Origin of the sequence: Streptomyces sp. NBC_00523, assembly GCF_036346615.1 — a bacterium.
Lineage (GTDB): Bacteria > Actinomycetota > Actinomycetes > Streptomycetales > Streptomycetaceae > Streptomyces.
The window spans coordinates 6,843,754-6,860,071 of sequence record NZ_CP107836.1 but is presented as its reverse complement, the minus strand read 5'-3'; the positions used below and the strand labels follow the sequence as shown (position 1 = coordinate 6,860,071).

Here is a 16,318-nt window from a genome sequence, read left to right as displayed (position 1 = left end):
GCGAAGGAGCGCCTTTTATGCCGAGTCTGGACTGGAAGACACCCGTCGCGGGAGCGCCCTGCTGGGTGAGTCTCACGACCCACGATCTGGGGGCCGCGCGGACTTTCTACGCCCGGGTGATGGGCTGGGAGTTCCATGACAGCAGCCTGGGCGACGATTTCGTACTGGCGTCCGCGCATGGCAGGCCGGTCGCCGGCATCGGATGCCCGGCCGGTGGACCGCCTCCGGCGTGGATCCCGTACTTCGCCGTGCCGGGCGCCGACGTCACGGCCGACCGCATCCGGGAGCGCGGGGCGACGCTCGCCGTGGGCCCGCTGCCGCTGGGCGAGGGGCGGGCGGCGATCGCCGCCGACCGGGAGGGGGCCGTCTTCGGCTTCTGGGAGGGCCCGGCGCCCGTCTGGGCCGACGGGCCGCGCGCCCCGGCCAGGGTGGATCTCCAGTCGCGCCACGCCTTCGAGGCGGCGATCTTCTACGCGGAGGTCTTCGGCTGGGCGAAGCCGCGGAGCAGGTGCGCCGTCGATTACGCGGAGGACCGCGTCCTCGTACAAGCGGGCGGACACACCGTGGTGACGCTGCGTGGCGGCGGGGTGGAGAACGCGACGGACGCCCGGGTACGGGCGCGCTGGATCGTGGACTTCCTGGTGCCCGACAGTGAGCGGACGGCGCAGGCAGCGGTGGCCGCCGGGGGCGAGGCGACGCCGGTGGAGGGGGTGCCGGGGACCGCGTTCGTGCTCCGCGATCCGGAGGGCGCGCTCTTCACGGTCTCGGACCGCTGACGGGAACCGGGTCGTGTTTGAGGCGGGCCCGTACGGGAATGGGCCAGGGGTGCTTCGGACAAGAGGCGCGCCCGTGGGAGCATTGCTCCGGGTGCCGCCTGTCCGGCGGAGGCTCCCACGGCGGTCCTGACAGGCGACGCCGAGGAGTGAACACCATGGCCGGTGCCCGACAGACTGCCCCCGCACCCGACCGGGACCGGCCGACGGGAACGGCGGCCTTCCACCGCCTGCGGGCCCTGCCCGACGGCCCCGAGAAGGACGAACTGCGCCGCGCGACCGTCTGCGCCTGGCTCCCCATGGCCCACCGGCTGGCCTCCCGCTTCCGCGACCGCGGTGAGCCACTGGACGATCTGCGCCAGGTGGCGGCGATCGGCCTCGTCAAGGCGGTGGACCGGTACGACCCGGCGCGCGGCAAGGCGTTCGAGACGTACGCCATCCCCACCGTGGTCGGCGAACTCAAGCGCCACTTCCGCGACCACACCTGGGACGTCCATGTGCCGCGCCGGGTCCAGGACCTGCGCAATCAGGTACGGGTGGCCCGCCGCGACCTCGCCCAGACGCTGGGCGGGCGGCTGCCGACCGAGGCGGAGATCGCGGCCGTCACGGGACTTGGCGCCGAGGACGTCCGGGCCGGTCTGGAGGCCCTGGACAGCTACCGCACGCTGTCGCTGGACGCCGAGATGCCCGGGGCCAAGGACGGGTCCTGCCTCGCCGACACCCTGGGGCTGTGCGACCACGCGCTGGACGTAGCGGTCGACCGCGAGGCCGTGAAGCCGGGGCTGCGCAGCCTGCCGGAGCGTGAGCGCACCATCCTCTACCTGCGGTTCTTCCGCGACATGACACAGGACCGGATCGCCGAGACGCTGGGCCTCTCGCAGATGCACGTCTCCCGGCTGATCGCCCGGTGCTGCGAGGAGGTGCGCAGACAGGCGCTCCAGGAGGCCGGTCAGGCGGCCTAGGCCCCTTCCCGTACCCGGATCAGGCCGGGCTCAGCGGGCCCGTCTCCCGGACCCGGGGTGTACGGGCGATGTCCGCGTAGACCTGGCAGACGGCGTCCGTCACCTCGTCCCAGGAGAACCGCGCGAGCGCGTGGGTGCGGGCGGCGGCCCCGTAGCGAGCCAGCCGGGCGGGGTCGCCGAGCAGGCCCCGGATCGTCGCGGCGAGGTCGTGCGTCTCGTCGTCGGACGGCTGCACGAGCGTGCCGGTGACCCCGTCGACCACCGCGTCCGTCTGACCGCCGACGGCCGTGGCCACGACCGGGGTGCCGCAGGCCATCGCCTCGATGGGGACGAGGGCGGACGGCGCGTGGCGGGGCAGGGACACGAGCAGGTCCGCGCTGGACATGAGGTGCGGCATCAGAGCCCGCGGCACATGGCCGAGGAGCCGTACCCGCTCGGCGACCCCGTACCGGGCGGCGGCCTTGCGCAGGCGTTCGGCCTCCGGGTCCGCGAACAGGAGCTGTGCGTCCGGGCCGCCGGCGATGAGCAGTTCGGCGCCGGGGATGCCGGACAGCGCCTCGATGGCCCGGTCGAACCCCTGCCGGGGGTCGAGCCGGCCGACGGACAGCAGCCGGAAGGCGGCCCCGGTCGGCCGGTCGGCGAGCGGCACGGGGGCGTAGTGCCCGGTGTCGACACCGCAGGGCACGACAGTGATCCGGGCCCGGGGCACGCCGAGCGCCAGCAGCTCGTTCATCTCGTCCGCGCTGGTCGCGAGGGTGCGGTGGACCTCACGGGCGATCCGGGTCTCCAGGTCGGCGCGCTCGGGCGGCCCGGCGTCCTCGCCGCCCCGGTGACGCCGTTCCGTCGTGCCGAGCGTGTGGAAGGTCTGGACGACGGGGATACCCGCGCCCCGGGCCCCGGTCAGGGCGGCCGCGCCGGACGTCCAGAAGTGCGCGTGGACGACGTCGGGCCGGTTGAGCCGCCAGATCCTGGCCAAGTACGCGCCGAACTCCGGCATCCACGTGAGCAGTTCGTCCTTCGGCACCGGAACGGGCGGGCCCGCCGGTACGTGGACGACCTTCACCCCCGAAGCGGTGCGGACCAGGGTCGGGCGGTCGGGCCGGTCACGGCGGGTGTAGAGGGTGACGTCGTGTCCCCGCCCCGCCAGGCACGCGGCGAGCTGGGCCACGTACACGCTCTGCCCGTCGAGGTCGGGACCGTCCGGTTGCGGCAGCGGCCCCGTGTGCGCGGACACCAGGGCGATCCGGGCGAATCGCGGAGTGGGCTCCGGCATCATCGCGTGACCTCCTTCGTGAGTCGGTCTCCGGTCGATCCTGCCGCAGCGGGCCGGGGGCGCACCTCCGCATCTGCCGTTGGAATGAATCCGCGTCAGTTCGACTGGCCGAGCGGCCGGACCACCAGCGTGTTCACGTCGACGCCGCGCGGCTGCGAGATCGCCCAGACGAGCGTGTCCACCAACTGCTCGGCGGTGATCATCGGACCGGCCGCCGCCGCTCCGCCGGGGCGCTCGTCCCAGAACGGGGTGAGCACCCGGCCCGGTGCGATCAGCGTCGTGCCGACGCCGTACCCGGTGGTGAGCATGCGGACGTTCTCCGCGAGGCCGGTCACCGCCCACTTGGTCATCGAGTAGAGGTTGCCGGGCGTGTTCTTGTATCCGGCCACGCTGCCGATGAGCACGATCCGGCCCTGCGACTCCTTCAGCGCCGGGAGCACCGCCTTGACGAGCAGCGCGGGACCCAGCACGTTCGTCAGGACCATCCCGCGCCACTTCTCCGGGTCGCCGGTCTCGACGTGGGCGTCGGCCGAGTACCCGGCGTTCGCGATGGCGTGGTCGAGCCGGCCGAAGGTGCGTACGGTCTCCTCGACCGCCGCCGACACGTGCTCCCAGTCCCCCGCGTCCCCCTCGAACGTCAGCAGCCGCTCCCCCGCGTCCATCTCCTCGGCCAGCACGGCCAGCTTCTTGGCGCTGCGCCCGGTCGCGGCGACCCGGTGCCCGAGGCCGAGGAGCCTGCGTACGGTCTCCGCGCCGATCCCGCTGGACCCGCCGGTGATGAAGGTGACGGGCGATTCGGTACCGCTGGTGGACGTGTTGTTGCCGTTGCTCATGATCTCCCCGTACTCCGTTGCTGCGCCGTTGTGATCGCCCCCGACGCTAGATCGTCGGGGGCGGGCGCGTCCACGGATCGCGAGGCCGTGCGCGCGCCCGTCGCGCCGGCCACCAGAGCGACGGCTCCGCAGGCGGTCGCGGTCGTGCCCAGGGTGGCCGCCCGCAGACTGATGTGGGCGCGTACGGCCGGGACGACCAGCTCGTTCAGCTCCTGCTTCAGCGGGTCCAGCAGGGCCGCCCCGGTGCGGGTCAGCTCGCCGCCGACGACGATGACGGCGGGGGCGAAGGTGTTCGCGAGGGCGGCAAGGACACCGCCCACGGCGCGCCCCGTCTCGGCCAGGACCCGGCAGGCCGCCTCGTCGGCGTCGCGGGCCGCCACGGCCAGGTCGGCGATGCCGGCCGCCAGTCCGCCGCAGGCGTGGTACCGGTCGAGGACCGCCCGGCTGGAGGCGACGGTGTCGAGACATCCGCGTCCGCCGCAGTGGCACGGTCGCCCGCCCTCGCGCTCGACGTTGACATGGCCGAGTTCGCCCGCGGTCGCGTAGGGCCCGCGCACCAGGGCTCCCGACTGGATCAGCCCGCCCCCGACCTCGCGGGACAGGAAGACGGACAGCAGGTCCGGCTCGCCCGCCGCCGCGCCCCACGTGGCTTCGCCCAGGGCGGCGAGACGGTGGCCCTTCTCCACACGGACCGGAGCCGCGAAGCGCTCGCGCACCAGCTGGGCCACTTCGACGCCGGGGTGCGGGCCCCCGATGCCGACCCCCACGCCCTTGACCGTTCCGGGTACGAGGGACCCTCCCGCCAGCGCGGTGGCGAGGCGGTGCGCCGTCAGGACGCGTTCGCGCCGGCCGGCCGTGCTCGGCTCCTCGGCGCTGCGGACACCGATCAGCTGGCACGCGTCGTTGGCCAGGGCGACCCGGGTGCTCCGCCGGGTGAACTCGATGCCGATGAACTGGCCGCGTCCGGGGTTGAGCCGGAGCCGCTCCACCGGGCGGCCGCGGCCCCGGCCGTCCTCCTCCTGGAGCGCGGTGGTGATCGCGCCGCTGTCGACCAGGGCGGCCACGGCGTCGTACACGGTGGTCCGCGGCAGCCCGCTCAGGTCCATGAGCTGGGCCCGGGTCACCGAGCCGTGGTGCGACACCAGCCGCAGGACCATTTCCTTGCTGCTGGGCTTCCTGCGCAGGTGCGCCGGTGAGCTCTCGGGGTCCGGCATCCGGTCAGCACGTCCTTCGGGAGGCGGTCACGTCGGTGCGCTCCTGTCAGTCGAGCAGTTCGGCCCGGTGGGGCGAGTCCGCTCCCCGCCGGGAGCAGGTGACGGCCGCGGCCCGGGCCGCGAAAACCAGCAGTTCGCGCCACTCGTCGTGGGTGAGCCGGGCGTCCGGGCGCAGCGCGTCCCCGCGGTGGAGACCGTCGAGCAGCGCCGCGTAGACCGTGTCGCCCGCGCCGATGGTGTCGGCCACCTCGCACGCTGCGGCCGGTACGTGCACGGTGTCGCCGGTGGCGGTGACCGCCCAGAGTCCGGCGCCGCCGCCGGTGAGGACGACCGCGGACGGTCCGGTACGCGCCCAGCCGCGCGCGGCGTCGAGCACCGCCTCCTCGCCGGTCCCGCAGCCGGACAGCCATGCCGTGTCCTCGAACGACACCTTGAGCAGCGAGAGATGGGGCAGCCAGCTCCGGAAGCGGGCCCGGTAGGCGTCCGGGTCGGTGATGACGTTCGGCCGGATGTTGGGGTCGAGGGCGATGAAGAGGCCCCTTCCGGACTCGCGCAGGAGCATGTGCTCGTACGCGCTCGCCGTGGGCTCCAGGGCGAGTGAGCACGTGCCCAGGGCGAGGGCCCGGGTCAGGGGCGGCAGGGAGCCGGGGGCCGTGAAGAGACGGTCGGCCGTGCCCTGGTGGTAGAAGGTGTAGGCGGCCGAGCCCTCCTCGCTGATGGCCGTCACGGCGAGCATGGTGGGTTCGGGTCCGCGCTGGACGAGAGCGGTGTCGACGCCCGCCTTCTGAAGGCCCTCGACCAGCGCGGCTCCGTAGGCGTCGGTCGAGACGCGGGAGCAGAACGCGACCGGCGCTCCGAGCCGTCCCAGCGCGACGGCGGTGTTGTACGGGCCGCCACCACGTCTGGGAAGCATGAGGGAAAGCCCGCCCTCCGCGCGCCCCTGGTCGGGCGCCGGTACCAGGTCCATCAGTGCTTCTCCGCCTACTACGATCACGCTCGGTCTTCCTTGTCTGTACGTGCCGGTGGGAGAGACGGCATGCCGAACCGCCCCCCGGGTGCCGGTGGTGGGTGCGCGGGCGGGGCGCCCGCGGTGACGGGGCGGCCGCGCGGCCGCCCGGCTGTTCAGGCGGGCAGCTCCTGGTCGGCGGCGAACCGGCGCTCGCCCGAGCCGCGCTGGATCAGCCTGTTCGGTACGACGACGGTGCGCGGGCGCGACCGGTCCCCCGCCAGCCGCCGCAGCGCGGTGGCTCCCGCCTCGCGCCCGATGGTCACCGGGTCCTGGGCGACGACGGTGAGGGCGGGCGTGAGCAGTTCCGCCATCGGCACGTCGTCGATGGCGACCACCGCCACGGGCGCGCCGCTCCGTCCGAGCTCCGCCATGGCGCCGAGCGTCATGACGTTGTTCCCGCTGACCACGGCGGTGGGCGGGCTCTGGAGGGCCAGCAGCCGGGCCAGGGCCTTTGCCGCGCCGTGTTCGTCGTGCGCCTCGCCGACCAGGGCCCGGTCGTACGGGAGGCCGGCCTCGGCCAGGGCCGCCCGGTATCCCGCCTGGCGTTCGCGGCGCGTGTACAGGCCCCGGGGGAGGTCGCCGATGAACCCGATGCGGCGGTGGCCGTGGGCGATCAGGTGCGCGGTGCCCTCGCGGGCGCCCTTGCGGTTGGAGCTGACGACCGTATCTGTGGGCAGGCCGTGGCCCGGGCGGTCGATGAACACGACCGGGAGTCCCTGGGCCAGGTGCTGTTTGAGGTGGCTGTGGTCGGCGCCCACGGAGGGCACGACCATCAGCGCGCTCACCCGGCGGGCGAGGAAGGACCGGGTCAGGTCCGTCTCCCGCTCCGGGTCGTCCCCGGACGAGCCCATGACGAGGGTCAGCCCGTGGTCGCGGACGGTGGCCTCGATCCCACTGGCGACCGAGCCGAAGAAGGGGTTGGCCAGGTCGGGGATGACGAGACCGACGGTGGTGTCCGGTCCGCCGCTGCGAATGCTCTGCGCCATCGGGTTGAGCTGGAAGCCGAGCCTGCCCACCGCTTCGAGGACACGCTCCCGGGTCGACTCCGAGGTGGGGCCGTTCCCGTTGAGCACCCGGGAGACGGTCTTGGCGCTCACGCCCACCTCCTGGGCGACATCGGCAAGAGTCGGGCGGCGGGGTGAGACCATGGCCAGGCTTCTCCATGTTGAGGCTCTTCGGCCGGGAGGGTGATCGACCCGGCCGACCGAGGACAGGTCGACAGAATACGGTGCGGGTGCGACGGCGGATTCAGCCGTCGTCGTGCCCGGCCCCGACGGCGTCGACCGCCCGGTGGTCGGCCACCGTCGTCGCCCCGTCGGCCTCCACCCGCAGGGCGCCGGTCATGATCGCCACGACCTCCGCCATGGAGTGGTCCGACGGCTTGATCACCGCTGCCCGGCGGCCCAGCCGGTGCACATGGACGCGGTCGGCGATCTCGAAGACGTGCGGCATGTTGTGGCTGATCAGGATGACCGGGATGCCCTTGTCGCGTACCCGGCGGATCAGGTCGAGGACCTGGGCCGACTCCTTGACGCCCAGCGCGGCGGTGGGTTCGTCCATGACCACGACGCTCCTGGCCCAGGCGGCCGCCCGGGCCACCGCGACGGCCTGGCGCTGGCCTCCGGAAAGCGTCTCCACGGGCTGGGTCAGCGAACCGAGCCCGATCTTCAGCTCCGCCATGTGCTCGGCGGCCCGGGCCCTCATCGCCTTCTTGTCGAGCATCCGCAGCGCCCGCCCCAGGATGTCCTTGCGGCGCAGCTCGCGGCCCAGGAACATGTTGGACGCGATGTCCATGGACGGGGCGACGGCGAGGTCCTGGTAGACGGTCTCGATGCCGTGCTCGTGGGCGTCCTGGGGACCGTTGAAGCGGATGGGCTCGCCGTTCAGGCGGATCTCCCCGGAGTCCGGGACCACCGCGCCGGTCAGGGCCTTGATCAGGCTGGACTTGCCGGCTCCGTTGTCCCCGATGACGGCCAGGACCTCGCCCGGCATCAGGTCGAAGTCGGCGCCGTCGATGGCGGTGACATGCCCGTAGCGCTTGACCAGGTTGCGGGCGCTGAGCACCGGGGTCACCACGGCTGCGCTCTTGTCGAGGGTGCTCATCGGCCCTTCTTCCGGGAGAACTGGTCGATCGTCACGGCCAGGATCACCAGCACGCCGGTGACCAGGGTCTGGTAGACGGAGGAGACCCCGAGCAGCTGGAGGCCGTTGCGGAAGACGCCGACGATGAGGACGCCCACGAACGTGCCAAGGACCGTGCCGCGCCCGCCGAACAGGCTGGTGCCGCCGAGCACCACGGCCGTGATGCTGTCCAGGTTCTCCGTCTGGCCGGCCTGCGGGTCTCCCACACCGGTGCGGGAGACCAGCAGCAGGGCCGCGATCCCGTAGACGAGACCGGCCACCGTGTAGAGCGAGATGGTGAGCCGGGAGACGCGGATGCCGTTGAGGCGGGCGCTCTCGGCACTGTTGCCCAGGGCGTAGACGTGCTGCCCCCAGGCGGTGTTGCCGAGCGCGTAGGCGAAGCCCAGGAAGAGGAAGACGGTGAGCAGGGAGCCGTAGGTAACGTCGGTGGTGCCCAGCGGGAAGGTCTCCCCGAGCGCCGTGAGCGAGCTGGGCAGGCCGGTGACGGTCTGCTCCTCGGAGAAGATGTGCGTCAGCGCGAAGGCGACGTTGAGCATGCCCAGGGTGACGATGAACGGCGGGAGCGGCACGAGCCGTACGAGCAGGCCGTTGGCCAGTCCGAAGGCCCCGCAGACGAGGACGCCGGCCAGGATCGCGAGCGGTGCGGGCAGCGGGCTGCTGACGGCCAGCTTGGCCATCACGATCCCGCCGAAGGCCATCACCGCGCCGACCGACAGGTCGATGCCGGCGGTGAGGATGATCAGGGTCTGGCCGATCGCCAGCGTGCCGACGACCATCACCTGTTGCAGGATCAGCGAGAAGTTGCCGCCGGTCAGGAATTCGTCGCTGCTCAGCGCGAAGACGACCGAGGCGAGGATCAGGGCACCCAAGGGTCCCGCCGCGGGCGCCATCAGGATGCGGCGCAGCGTGGTGGGTTCCTTGGCGCCGGAGTACAGCGCCGAGGCGGTGGAGGTGGTCATCGGGGTTACTTCCCCCAGCAGTTGTCGATGCCGAAGCCGGCGTCCTTGGAGTCGACGCCCGGCTGCGCCTTGTCCGCGATCAGCTGGACGCCCGTGTCGGTGTAGCCGCCGGCCTTCTTGCCGGTCTTGGCGTAGTCCACGATCGCGGCCACGCCGTCGGCGGCCATCTTGAGGGGGTACTGCTGCGAAGTGGCGGCGATCCTGCCGTCCTTGACCGCGGCGACGCCCTCGCAGCCGCCGTCGATGGTGACGATCATGACGTCCTTCTCCCGGCCCTTGGCCTTGATGGCGGTGTACGCGCCGAGGGCGGCCGGCTCGTTGATGGCGTAGACGAGGTTGATGTCGGGGGCCTTCTGGAGGCAGTTCTCCATCGCGGTCTGGCCCTTGGCACGGTCACCGCCGGTGTCCTGGGAACACACCAGGGCGGAGTCCTTGTCGGTGATGCCGTAGCCCTCCATGAATCCCTGGTGGCGCTGGACGCCGACGGAGACGCCGGGCGACAGGTCCATGGTGGCGATCTTGACCTCCTTGCCCTGCATGGCGGCCTTGGCGTAGGCGCCGATGAGCTTGCCCGCCTTGACGTTGTCGGTGGCGAACAGCGCGTCGGCGGCGGACTGGGGCTCCGGCGGGGTGTCCAGGGCGATCACCAGGACGCCCTTGGCGCGGGCCTTCGCCAGCGCGGGGACGATGGCCTTGGAGTCGTTGGGGGTGATCAGGATGCCCTTGACGCCCGCGGAGACCATGTTCTCCAGCGCGGTGACCTGTCCGGCGTTGTCACCGTCGTACTTGCCGGCGGCCGTGGTGAGCTCCACGCCCTTCTTCTTGGCCTCCTTCTGGGCGCCCTCGCGCATCTTGACGAAGAAGGGGTTGGTGTCGGTCTTGGTGATCAGGCCGACCTTCACCTTGCCGCCGTCCTTGCCCGAGGAACCGGAGCCGGACCCACACCCGGTGAGCGTGAGAGCACATATGGTGACGATGGTGGCGGCGGCGAACAGCATTCTTCGGGGCATTTCGGCTCCTCGTGCGAAGGGATGACGGATTACGTGGGCCCGTGCGGCCTCGGGCCGAGCCGCCCCGGCGGACTGAATGTCAACGCTGACAGCGGCTCGTACCGAGGATGTTGGACGGCCGGACGCCCGCCGTCAATGGAGAAGCCGCCGATAATTCCGGCAGGACCCTTCTCCCGTGGGTGCGGTGACCGCTCCCCACCCGGCAGGGCAGGCACCCGAAACGGCCCGAACCGCAGCAAGTGCGCCCCGGAAAATCTCACGATCGGCGCATCCCGCATCATCCGGCCACCCGCGCCGGAGGACCGGATTAATTCCGGGTCGTGTCCGGTGTGTTGACCCCCGGATACCGGCCGCACATCATCGGTCGCGATTCACCGTGTCAGCGTTGACATATCCGCTGGCCGCCCCACCACAGCCGCTTCGACACTCGTGTCGCGGCAGAACCGGAGCGAGAGATATGCGTGTACGCCGCAGAGCCCAGGCGTTGGTGATCGCCCTGGCGCTCGGCCTGACCCCGCTGCTGTCGGCCTCGCCGGCGTCCGCGGGCGAGGTGTGGAACTACCCCGAGTTCCCGTACCAGCCCACGACGTACACCGAGGCGTATCGCGGGCAGTTCCACTTCAGCTCCCAGCAGGGCTGGATGAACGACCCGAACGGCCTGGTGTACGCCAACGGCGAGTACCACTTCTTCTACCAGCACAACCCGCACGGGCTGGCCTGGGACACCATGCACTGGGGCCACGCCACCAGCAAGGACCTGGTCCACTGGACGCAGAAGCCGATCGCCCTGGAACCGGACGTGCACCCGGGCACGCTGTTCTCCGGCGGCGGCGTGGTCGACAAGGACAACACCTCGGGTCTGAAGACGGGTGCCGACGACCCCATCGTGGTCTTCGCGAACACCGACGGCGTCAGCGTCTACTACAGCAATGACAACGGCAAGACGTTCCAGGCGTACGACAAGGGCCGCAAGCGCATCACCATCCCGGTCCAGAGCCGCGACCCCAAGGTGGCCTGGGACGCCGCGCACAAGCAGTGGGTCATGGTGGTGTGGTCGGAGAACGACGCCGACAACCACGGCAACGGCGTCGAGATCTACACCTCGCCCAACCTGCTCGACTGGACGCACTCCAGCCGCTATTCCGCGGACTGGCTGTTCGAGTGCCCCGACCTGTTCCAGGTCCCGGTCGACGGCGACCCGAACCGCAAGAAGTGGGTGCTCACCACCGCGTCCGGCACGTACGTGGTGGGTGACTTCGACGGCACCGGGTTCCACGCGGACAACCCCGCCCCCCATCCGATGGACTTCGGCACCGCCTACGCGGGCGGCACGTTCTACGCGGCCGAGACCTTCCAGAACGCCCCGGACGGGCGCGTCGTCCAGATGGCCTGGCAGGGCGGCAACGTCGGCAGCACCTGGACCGGCAACGCCACCTTCCCCGCCCAGCTCGGCCTGATCAGCACGCCGGAGGGCCTCCGGATCACCCGTACACCGGTGGACGAGCTGTCGTCCCTCGCCTCCGGCGGCAAGACCTTGAAGAAGCAGAAGGTCAAGGAGGGCGGCGCCAACCCCTTCAAGGGCGTCCGGGCCGACACGTACGAGATCAGCGCCACGGTCGACGTGAGCAAGTCGACGGCGCGGAAGATCGCGTTCGGCCTGCACGTCCGCAGCGACAACACCGCCGACCGCACGGTGGTCTACGACAAGGCGGCGGGCACCCTGGACGGCCACCCGGTCGGCCTGGAGAACGGCAAGCTGAAGCTGCGCCTGCTGGTGGACCGCGGCCAGTTGGAGGTCTTCGCCGACGGCGGCACGTACTCCCTCTCGGACAACGTCAACTTCGACTCCGGCGCCGACAGCCAGGGCATCCGACTGTACGCCGAGGGCGGCACGGCCAAGCTGGACAGTGCCGTCTTCCGCCGGCTCAACTCCAGCTGGGGCACGGGTCAGTCGACGCTCGACACCGACCTGGGCGACCGGTGGAACGCCGTCAGCGGCAACTGGACCGATGTGTCGGGCGGCAAGCAGGGGCGGGGCTCCGGGAACGGCTTCTACCTCAGTACGCGGACGGCGGCCGACGGCGTCTACCAGGGCGATGTGTCCCTGGGCACCGCCCAGGCGGCCGGTCTCACCTTCCGCGCCAATGACAAGGGCGAGGGGTACACCGCCAACATCGACAAGGAGGGCAAGGTCAAGCTGTGGCGTCCCGGCCGGGACATCGCCACGTACGACACCCCCGTCACGGCGGACAGCACCCACCACCTCAAGGTGACCACCGAGGACAATCGCATCCGGGTCTTCCTGGACAACGGCACCGACCCCGTCATCGACGCGACCGACGACGCCTACACCGGCGGCCGGTACGGAGCCAACGTCTTCAACGGCAGCGCGACGCTCCAGAACCTGAACACGGGCGGCACAGGACTCGACGCCTTCCCCACCGCCAAGTGGGCCACCACGGGCGGGAACTGGACCACGGCCGCCGACGGTCTGCACGGCAGTTCCTCGGGGGACGGCTTCTATCTGAGCGCGCGGACGGGTGAGGACTTCACCTACGAGGGCGACCTCTCCGTCACCAACGGCACCGCGACCGGTCTGACCTTCCGGGCCAACGACAAGGGCGAGGGATACACCGCGACCCTGGACACCAAGGGCCAGGTGAAGCTGTGGCGCCCCGGCAAGGACCTGGCCACCCACGACACCGCCATCACCGAGGGCCGGACCTACCACGTGAAGGTGCGCGCCGAAGGTGACCGGATACGGGTATGGCTCGGCGACGACGCCACACCGGTCATCGACACCACCGACGCCACCTACGGCAGCGGCCGGTTCGGTGTGAACGCCTACAACGGGAACGTCATCGCCCAGCACCTGAGGATCAGCTGACCACTCCCCCGGACCGGGCCCCCGGCACACCGGGGGCCCGCAGGCGTCTGCCGGGGCGATGCGCAGCCGCTAGATACGAAGCGCCCCGGGAAATGCGGTGTGGCTGACATCGGGGCGGGTGACGGCGAGCCAGCCGTGACCCCGCAGGGTGGTGCCGGCGTCGACGTCCTCGGGGACGGTGGAGAGCGCCCAGGCCGCCGCGTTGGTGTCGCATTCCGCGGTGGCGTGGGGCGGCGAGTCCTCCTCGGCGGGAGCGTCGTCGAGGGGTGCCTCCCACTCCATGGGCTCCCCCGTCCACTCGGGGGTCTCATTGCGCCAGTACCTGCGGCGCAGCACACCGTTGATCGCGACCGCCCAGATCATCGAGTCGCTGTGCTCGTCCTGGGAGAAGAACTGCGCCTGCCCGCAGGCCGCGCTGAGGCGTTCGATGGTGGCTCCGAACTCCCAGATTGTGGGCGTCAACGCACTGTCCGCGTAGATGAGCCGCCAGCCGTCCAGCTCCGGGGTGACGAAGACGCGGTACGCCGTCTGCCGCGTGCCGTTCGGGCCCGTGACGTCCACGGAGTCGTGCTCGGCGGCGGCGAGCCCCGTGGCGAGGGTGCAGGGGATGCGGTGGTGCAGGCCCAGGGCGTCGAAGAGCCCTTCGTACGTGGCCCCGGGGACGGCGATCCACTGGTGGTCGGGCAGGGAGTCCGGAGTGTCGTCGGCCACCCTGTGTTCCGGGGCGCTCCGCCCGGAGTTGTGGTGGATCTGATCCATGCGGTAGACGATATCCGGGGGAGCGGCACCGCCGAGGCGGCCCGGCTACCAGCCTCGGCGCGGTTGGACCGGGCCGAGTCGGGCGGTGAGGGCCGCGAGGAAGACCGGGAGTTTGTCGACCATCGCCTTGGGGACCGGTGTGGACTGGACGGTGCCCTTGTCCACGTCCTCCACGACGAGGGTGTACGTGCCGTTCTCCTCGATGAGTTCGGCGGCGAACAGCAGGGTCCGGGCGGAGGTTTCCATCAGCGCTCCCGGGCGGGCTCGTTGAGCCAGGCGGACCACGTCCCGGTGGCCCGCTGTTCGTCGGCGTCCTCGGCGAACAGGTGGTGGCCGAGCCGGATCGGTACGTTCCAGCTGCTGCCGTTGAAGAACCGGTACAGGGCGTCCGGGCCGCGCAGTCCGACGAAGTCGGCGCTGAGCCAGTCGACGGTCACCTCCACCGGCTCGGGGGCCAGGAGGGTGAACCGGTCGCCGACCGCCGCGTCGTCGGCGAGGCCGAGGCGGCGGCGCAGCGCGGCGAAGTCGGCCGGATCGGCGGTCGGTTCGGGGCGGTGGGCCTGTACGTACACGGCGGGGCGCCCGGCGAAGTGGCGGAGGTACTCCGTGAGGGCGTGCTGGTGGAAGTCGACGTACTTCTCGGCCGCGTCCGTCTTGCCGTCCCAGTTCCAGGCGTCGTCCACGACGCCGGTGTGCACCCAGTGGATGCCCATGCGCAGGTGGCTCGTGCCGCCGTCGGCCTGCTCGACGCGGTAGCTGAGTGTGTTGGAGAACCCGCCGTCCTGGGTGGCCCGCAGCGCGAGGTGGTGCGGTGGCTCCCAGGTCAGGACGGTGGCGTCGCCCCGGGTGGCCTTGCCGCCGACGCGTGGTTCGATCTCCATCGGGTAGAGCCAGCCGAGGTTTCCGGCGGCGGTGGCGACCGCGTCCCAGACCTGCTGGGGTGCGACGGGCAGGTCCTGCTGCCTGCGGACTCGGAATTCCCGGGCCATGGTCGGTGCTGCTCCTTGGTCGTCGTTCATGGTCAGTAGGTGAGCGGGAGGGCGTGCAGCCGTCGTTGCAGCGGGTTGGGCCGCCAGGACAGCTCCGCCCCGTCGGCCGGCCGCAGCCCCGGGAGCCGGCGCACCAGCGTGCCGACGGCCACCTCCGTCTGGAGCCGGGCGAGCGGGCCGCCGAGGCAGAAGTGGGGCCCGTGGCCGAAGCCGAGGTGCCGGTTGCCTGGGCGGGTCAGGTCGAGCCGGTCGGGGTCCTCGAAGCGTTCCGGGTCGCGGTTCGTGGCGCCGAGGAAGAGGTACACCAGCTCGCCCTCGCAGAGGATCCGTCCGCCGATCTCCAGGTCCTGCGCGACGACCCTGACGATCGCCTGCGTCACCGTGTCGTAGCGGGTCAGCTCCTCGACGGCGCCGCGCATGAGGCCGGGGTCCTCGCGCAGCCGGGCCAGCTGGTCCGGGTGGCGCAGCAGGGCGTGCACGGCGTTGGTGATGAGGTGGGTGGTGGTCTCGTCGCCTGCGGTGATCAGGACGAAGCAGGTGGAGAGCAGTTCGGAGTCGGTGAGCCGGTCGTCGTGCGTCTGGGTGGCGACCAGGGCGCTGATCAGGTCGTCGCCCGGTTCGCGACGGCGCTGCCGGATGAGCCCGGACAGGTAGTCCTCGTACTGGTCGATCGCGGTCTCGGACTTGGCCAGGTCCTCGCTGAGCCGGCTGAAGCGCCGGAACCAGTCCTTGACCCGGGGCCGGTCCGCCTCGGGGATGCCGAAGAGCTCGCAGACGACGGACATGGGCAGCGGCGATGCGACCGCCTCGATCAGCTCCATCTCCGGCCCGGCGGCGACCGCCGCGTCGATGAGCCGGTCCACGAGGTGCTGGACGCGGTCGCGCAGCGCCTCGACGCGGCGGGCGGTGAACGCCCGGTTGGCGAGCTTGCGGAGCCGGGCGTGGTCCGGCGGGTCGGTGTTGCTCATCACCCGGCCGAGCCGGTCGGTGAGCCGGCTGAACTCCTTGAGGTCGCCGCCGAGCGCGGTGTAGGCCCGGGTCATCCTGTCCCGGTCGTTGGAGAGCCGCAGGTCGCCGAGCGCCGCCTCGACGTCGGCGTACCGGGTGAGGTACCAGACGCCCTGAGGGCTGCGGTGGACCGGGTCCTCGCGGCGCATGCGGGCGTAGAGCGGGTAGGGGTCGCGCCGGGCCTCGGGGGTGAGCAGGGCGGCGCCGAGGTCGCGGACCGGGGCGGGGCCCGCGGTGTCGCGGACCCCGGCCGGGGTGTGGGTGGAGGTCATGTCGGCCGCGTTACCGCTGGGCGTCCATGGCGTCGGCGAGGCTCTTGGGCCGCATGTCGGTCCAGGTCCGCTCGATGTGGTCCAGGCAGGCGGCGTGCGTGTCGGGGCCGTGGGCGACGGTCCAGCCCGCGGGGACGTCGGCGAACTGCGGCCAGAGCGAGTGCTGGTTCTCGTCGTTGACGAGGACGAGGAAGGTGCCGTCCTGGTCGTCGAAGGGGTTGGTCATGG

The 16,318-nt window shown here is 71.8% G+C and carries 16 protein-coding genes; 3 read left to right on the top strand and 13 right to left on the bottom strand.

Going from position 1 to position 16,318, the window contains the following annotated elements; genetic code table 11:
• Positions 1 to 17: 17 nt before the first annotated feature.
• Both OHS17_RS30865 and OHS17_RS30860 read left to right on the top strand, forming a co-directional pair.
• A complete protein-coding gene (locus tag OHS17_RS30865) occupies positions 18 to 776 on the top strand; it encodes a VOC family protein (protein ID WP_330314830.1) in 759 nt (252 codons plus the stop codon).
• 155 nt (positions 777 to 931) lie between these two features.
• On the top strand, positions 932 to 1,735 hold the full coding sequence (locus OHS17_RS30860; protein WP_330314829.1) for a SigB/SigF/SigG family RNA polymerase sigma factor: 804 nt from the start codon (positions 932 to 934) through the stop codon (positions 1,733 to 1,735).
• 19 nt (positions 1,736 to 1,754) lie between these two features.
• Here OHS17_RS30860 and OHS17_RS30855 read toward each other — a convergent pair whose 3' ends face one another.
• The 8 genes from OHS17_RS30855 to OHS17_RS30820 form a co-directional block, all read right to left on the bottom strand.
• Positions 1,755 to 3,011, bottom strand: coding sequence for a glycosyltransferase (locus OHS17_RS30855; protein WP_330314828.1), 1,257 nt, complete (start codon positions 3,009 to 3,011; stop codon positions 1,755 to 1,757).
• A 92-nt stretch (positions 3,012 to 3,103) separates the two neighbouring features.
• A complete protein-coding gene (locus OHS17_RS30850) occupies positions 3,104 to 3,841 on the bottom strand; it encodes an SDR family oxidoreductase (protein WP_330314827.1) in 738 nt (245 codons plus the stop codon).
• Positions 3,838 to 5,055, bottom strand: a complete 1,218-nt coding sequence (locus OHS17_RS30845) for an ROK family transcriptional regulator (protein WP_330314826.1) — start codon at positions 5,053 to 5,055, stop codon at positions 3,838 to 3,840. The genes OHS17_RS30850 and OHS17_RS30845 overlap by 4 nt, the downstream gene beginning before the upstream one ends.
• A 46-nt stretch (positions 5,056 to 5,101) precedes the next feature.
• Positions 5,102 to 6,049: a carbohydrate kinase family protein gene (locus OHS17_RS30840; protein ID WP_383165475.1), complete on the bottom strand. Its 948-nt coding sequence runs from the start codon at positions 6,047 to 6,049 to the stop codon at positions 5,102 to 5,104.
• A gap of 128 nt (positions 6,050 to 6,177) precedes the next feature.
• The gene (locus tag OHS17_RS30835; protein WP_330314824.1) at positions 6,178 to 7,212 is read right to left on the bottom strand and encodes a LacI family DNA-binding transcriptional regulator; all 1,035 of its coding nucleotides are present in this window, start codon (positions 7,210 to 7,212) and stop codon (positions 6,178 to 6,180) included.
• 100 nt (positions 7,213 to 7,312) lie between these two features.
• Positions 7,313 to 8,167 (bottom strand): ATP-binding cassette domain-containing protein, encoded by an 855-nt coding sequence (locus tag OHS17_RS30830; RefSeq protein WP_330314823.1) that lies wholly within the window; start codon positions 8,165 to 8,167, stop codon positions 7,313 to 7,315.
• Positions 8,164 to 9,165, bottom strand: coding sequence for an ABC transporter permease (locus OHS17_RS30825; RefSeq protein ID WP_073861928.1), 1,002 nt, complete (start codon positions 9,163 to 9,165; stop codon positions 8,164 to 8,166). Before OHS17_RS30825 ends, OHS17_RS30830 begins: the two co-directional genes overlap by 4 nt.
• Before the next feature lie 5 nt (positions 9,166 to 9,170).
• The gene (locus OHS17_RS30820; RefSeq protein ID WP_383165551.1) at positions 9,171 to 10,163 is read right to left on the bottom strand and encodes a sugar ABC transporter substrate-binding protein; all 993 of its coding nucleotides are present in this window, start codon (positions 10,161 to 10,163) and stop codon (positions 9,171 to 9,173) included.
• 469 nt (positions 10,164 to 10,632) lie between these two features.
• Between OHS17_RS30820 and OHS17_RS30815 the strand changes: the two genes are divergently transcribed.
• Positions 10,633 to 13,062: a glycoside hydrolase family 32 protein gene (locus tag OHS17_RS30815; RefSeq protein WP_330314821.1), complete on the top strand. Its 2,430-nt coding sequence runs from the start codon at positions 10,633 to 10,635 to the stop codon at positions 13,060 to 13,062.
• Positions 13,063 to 13,131: 69 nt separating this feature from the next.
• On the opposite strand, the gene OHS17_RS30810 is transcribed toward OHS17_RS30815, so the two are convergent.
• From OHS17_RS30810 to OHS17_RS30790, 5 genes are read right to left on the bottom strand one after another with little or no spacing between them, the layout of a single operon-like run.
• Complete coding sequence (locus OHS17_RS30810; RefSeq protein WP_330314820.1) at positions 13,132 to 13,821, bottom strand: hypothetical protein; 690 nt, start codon at positions 13,819 to 13,821, stop codon at positions 13,132 to 13,134.
• Positions 13,822 to 13,866: 45 nt separating this feature from the next.
• Complete coding sequence (locus OHS17_RS30805; RefSeq protein ID WP_330314819.1) at positions 13,867 to 14,067, bottom strand: hypothetical protein; 201 nt, start codon at positions 14,065 to 14,067, stop codon at positions 13,867 to 13,869.
• Entirely contained in the window at positions 14,067 to 14,810 is a 744-nt protein-coding gene (locus OHS17_RS30800) for an SRPBCC domain-containing protein (RefSeq protein ID WP_330314818.1), read from the bottom strand. The genes OHS17_RS30805 and OHS17_RS30800 overlap by 1 nt, the downstream gene beginning before the upstream one ends.
• A 32-nt stretch (positions 14,811 to 14,842) precedes the next feature.
• Positions 14,843 to 16,090, bottom strand: a complete 1,248-nt coding sequence (locus OHS17_RS30795) for a cytochrome P450 (protein ID WP_330314817.1) — start codon at positions 16,088 to 16,090, stop codon at positions 14,843 to 14,845.
• A 10-nt stretch (positions 16,091 to 16,100) separates the two neighbouring features.
• Positions 16,101 to 16,316 (bottom strand): MbtH family protein, encoded by a 216-nt coding sequence (locus tag OHS17_RS30790; RefSeq protein WP_073861923.1) that lies wholly within the window; start codon positions 16,314 to 16,316, stop codon positions 16,101 to 16,103.
• Between the last annotated feature and the right edge of the window lie 2 nt (positions 16,317 to 16,318).